The sequence below is a fragment of the Streptomyces sp. NP160 genome (assembly GCF_006335115.1).
GTDB lineage: Bacteria > Actinomycetota > Actinomycetes > Actinomycetales > Quadrisphaeraceae > Quadrisphaera.
On the sequence record NZ_VDMJ01000092.1, the window covers coordinates 1 to 2,825 of the forward strand.

A 2,825-nucleotide genomic window follows, 5' to 3' on the forward strand; every position below is an offset into this window, starting at 1 on the left:
CCCCCTGACGAGGGCGCGGCAGGGCCGTCCGGGGCGCACGCGGTGCCCAGACGGACGCGTCTGCTGGTCGAGGCCGTGTTCGGGACCTCCGGGCTGTGCCACGATCGTCATCACGGACGAGGGGGGAGAGCGTGGAGCTCACCGACTACCTGCGCGTGCTGCGCAAGAGGTGGCTGTCGATCGTGGTCCTCACGGCGCTGGCGCTGGCCGGTGCTGCAGCGGCCACGCTGGCAGCGACGCCGGAGTACCAGGCGCAGACCAAGCTGTTCGTCCGGACGTCGGGCGCCTCGTCGACGTCCGACCTGAACGCGGGCAACACCTTCGTGCAGCAGCGCGTGCAGTCCTACGCGGACGTCGCCAGCCAGCCGAAGGTGCTGGAGCCCGTGATCGCGGAGCTCGGCCTCGACACCACCCCCGGGGCCCTGGCGCAGCGCATCACCGCAGAGGCCCCCCTCGACACGGTGCTCATCAACATCACGGTCACCGACCCCTCGCCGCAGCAGGCGGCCGCCATCGCCAACGCCGTCGGGGCCTCGCTCATCACGGCGGTCGCGGAGCTGGAGGGCAACGGCACCGGCACCACCGCCCCGGTGCAGCTGACCACCACGCAGCCCGCCGTCGTGCCCGCCGCCCCGTCCTCCCCCAACACCCCGCTCAACCTGGCGCTGGGCCTGCTGGTGGGCCTCGCCGTGGGAGTCGGCCTCGCCGTCCTGCGCGAGACCCTCGACACCACGGTCCGCGGCGAGCACGACCTCGGCCAGCTCGGGGTACCGGTGCTCTCCGGCATGCCCTACGACGCCGAGGCCGCGGACCACCCCCTCGTGGTGGTCGAACAGCCCCGGGGCGTCCGCGCCGAGTGCTTCCGGCAGCTGAGGACCAACCTGCAGTTCGCGACGGCCGCCTCCGGCGCCCGCTCGGTGGTCGTCACCTCGTCCCTGGAGGGCGAGGGCAAGAGCACCACCGCCATCAACCTCGCCCTGACCCTCTCGGGCGCCGGGGTCCGCGTGGCGCTCGTGGACGCGGACCTGCGGCGCCCCATGGTGGCCACCTACCTGGGGCTGGAGGGCGCCGCCGGCCTGACCACCGTGCTCGTCGGTGACGCCACCCTCGACGACGTGCTGCAGCCGTGGGGGGACTCCCAGGGCATGTGGGTCCTCACCTCGGGGGGCGTGCCCCCCAACCCCAGCGAGCTCCTCGCCTCCGACCAGATGACCAAGGTCCTCCAGGAGCTGGAGCAGCGCTTCGACGTGGTGCTGCTCGACGGAGCTCCCCTCCTTGCCGTCACCGACTCCGCCGTGCTGGCGGAGGCAGTGGGTGGCGCGCTGGTCGTGGTCGGGAGCGGCCGCGTGCGGCGCCCGCAGCTCGAGCGGGCGCTCCAGGCGCTCTCGGCCGTCAACGCGACCGTGCTCGGCGGCGTGCTCACCAGACTGCCCACCAAGGGCGTCGACGCCTACCAGACCTACGCGTACCGCTACCAGCCGGTCGAGCCCGGCCGTCCCTCTGCGCGGAGGCGTCCTGACGCCACCGGCGCCGCGCAGCCTCCTCGCGGCGGCTGGAGGGCCCCCGGCGAACCCGTGCATCCCGGACCCGAGCCGCCGCTGACCCGCTCGGCTGCGCCGCAGGAGCAGCCCGGGCGCCCCGCGCCGCCACCACCGCTCCCAGTGGTCCCGTCGTCGGCCCCGCCCGCCAGCTCGGTCGAGCGCGACGCCGCCGGCGNNGGGCAGCCCGGGCAGCCCGGCCCGCAGGCAGGACCCCTCGGCGACGCCGAGCGGTGAGCTCGTCCCGACGCAGGGGGCGGGTCCCTGAGGGCCCCGCGGGCCAGGAGCGACTCCGGTGGCGCCGCACAGCGCTCCGGGTGCTCGTCATCGTCCTGGTGCTCCTCGGCGTGCTGGTGGTCTGGGGCGCGGTGCAGGCCCGTGCGCTCGCCGCTCACGTGCGCGCCGCTAGCGCGCACGTCCAGGAGGTGCGGGCTGCGACGGGTGCGGGTGACCTCGCCGCGGCAGCCGCTGCCACCGAGGCCGCCGCCCGCGAGACCTCCGCGGCCCGTCGCGCGGCCGACAGCGTGCCCTTCGTGGTCGGCTCCCTCGTCCCGGGCAAGCCCGGCGAGGTGGTCGGGGCGGTCCGCACCACGGTGGGCGCGGTCGACCAGGCCGTCGGCGAAGGGGCGGTGCCTGCGCTGAGGGCGGCCAGCGAGGCGCTGTCCAGCGGCTCGGCCGTCCGCGCCGACGGCAGCCTCGACCCCGCGGGCATCGCCGTCCTCGCGCAGGACCTGGCCCCGGCTGCTGAGGCGGCGCGGTCGGCGCGCGACCGCGCCGCGGCGGTGGACGTGGCCGGACTGCCCCCCGGCCTCTCGGGCGGCGTGGCGCAGGCCCAGTCGGGCGTGGACCAGCTGGCCGGCGGCCTCAGCCGCGGCCAGGCCCTGCTCGCGGCGCTCCCCGGGATCCTCGGCGGCGACGGGCCCAAGTCCTACCTGGTGGCCTTCCAGAACACGGCGGAGCTGCGGCCCACCGGGGGGATCATCGGCACCTGGGCGCTGCTCGACGTCAACGACGGTCGCCTGTCGCTGTCCGACGCCGGCTCGAACGACGACCTCGACCGCCTCACCGGACCGGTGCGCGACCTGGGGCCCGAGCACAGAGCTCTCTACCCCGCCGAGCAGATCAGCTACTCGCAGAACGTGGGCCTGAGCCCGCACTTCCCCTACGCCGCGCAGCTGCTCACCGACCTGTGGACAGCCCAGGGCAGGCCCGCCCCCGACGGCGTGATAGCCGTCGACCCCAGCGGCCTCGCCCCCCTGCTCCGCGGCGCCGGTGTCGTCGAGGTCC

The 2,825-nt window shown here is 75.9% G+C and carries 2 protein-coding genes; both read left to right on the top strand.

The window, feature by feature from the left end; translation table 11 throughout:
* Positions 1–131: 131 nt before the first annotated feature.
* Positions 132–1,716, top strand: a 1,585-nt coding sequence (locus tag FHN55_RS24370) for a polysaccharide biosynthesis tyrosine autokinase (RefSeq protein ID WP_373995760.1), incomplete at its 3' end; no start/stop codon positions are given.
* A gap of 139 nt (positions 1,717–1,855) precedes the next feature.
* The coding region (locus FHN55_RS22050) for a DUF4012 domain-containing protein (RefSeq protein WP_139714550.1) at positions 1,856–2,825 on the top strand (970 nt) is incomplete at its 3' end.